The organism is Poinsettia branch-inducing phytoplasma str. JR1, assembly GCF_000309465.1.
Taxonomy (GTDB): domain Bacteria; phylum Bacillota_I; class Bacilli_A; order Acholeplasmatales; family Acholeplasmataceae; genus Phytoplasma; species Phytoplasma pruni.
The window spans coordinates 1-1202 of the sequence record NZ_AKIK01000169.1; the positions used below are offsets into that span (position 1 = coordinate 1).

Below are 1202 nucleotides of genomic sequence, written 5' to 3' on the forward strand. Positions count from 1 at the left end.
TATTAATTTCTTTTTCGTCAACTAGATGCTTTGATTTAATTGCATTATGTTGTTGTTTAAAAGGGTTAGGTGAATTATTATTTGTGGTTTTTTCTTGGTGAATAAGCCTTTTAAATTCATTACTTTTCATAAAGTGATCTATTCTTTGAATGGCTTCGCTAAAGGATTTAATTTGTCGTATTTCTCTATATACATCGATAATATCGTAATCACAGCCACATTTCCAACAGTGAATCTGGTTATGATCATTGATATGACAACAAGTAGGGTTTTGGCCTTGATGGACAGGACAAGGAAAACGGTATTTGATATTGAAATTTGATGGTAAAATCTTTAATTTTTTTAATAAAACAATCATAGGAAAATTAGTTTTAATGTGGTTAATTTTGTCTTGATGATTCATTTATTTTACTCCTTAATTTATTATTATATTATTGTTTTTTATAAACTAAAATATAGCCACTCTAGGGAGCGGCTTATAATTGGTAATAAAAAAAGACCTTCGTTTTGAAAGTCTTAAAATTAAAAATGTTTTATAATAATTTGATTAATTTCTTGTTTCTTTTTGTTATATTTGTTTGGAAATTGTTTAGAATTTTTTTTTTAATACTATTCAATCTGTTTCTAAATATTCATTTAAAATTCTTATCATATTTGTAATACATTGAACAGAATAGCTTGTAAAAGCAAACATAGCATTTTTTATAAATAATTGTTTATTAAAAAGATATTTAAATTTCATTTGCGAATAAAGATCACTTTTCAATTTTCTTATTAAAAAAATTAATTAATTAAATAGGGTTTTGTGAATAATATTTCAAAATTTTTTCATCGCTAATAGTTCTACGACTGAAAAGTTTTTCAGCTGGAAAAGTATCGCACCATGGGGCTTCGCTATGAATTTTATCAATTAAATCCCAAGTGTCATAACGACTATATTTAGAAACAACATAATCAATAATTTTTATTTGTTTGGAAGTTAATGGAGTTTCAGTTACGTTAGGAACATTTTTAATAATTTGGTCACGATATTTTTTTAAAATCTTATATAAATCAGGAAAAACTGGGCCAAATCTCCAAGCTTGAAAGAGTAGGTAATAAGTGAATAAAGTTGTTTTTCTATTTAAATAAAATTTAAATAAAAGGAGATTTAAATGTCTAGAAAAAGAAGTTATCACAGATCTTATCGTAGAAATAAATTA

General features: G+C 24.6%; 2 protein-coding genes. Both read right to left on the reverse strand.

Annotation, left to right across the window (positions count from 1 at the left end):
• Window positions 1-403, reverse strand: a 403-nt coding sequence (locus ON17_RS03100) for a CHC2 zinc finger domain-containing protein (RefSeq protein WP_017192044.1), incomplete at its 3' end; no start/stop codon positions are given.
• Between the two features lie 388 nt (window positions 404-791).
• Window positions 792-1178, reverse strand: a complete 387-nt coding sequence (locus tag ON17_RS03105) for a Panacea domain-containing protein (RefSeq protein WP_017192046.1) — start codon at window positions 1176-1178, stop codon at window positions 792-794.
• Window positions 1179-1202 lie beyond the last annotated feature (24 nt).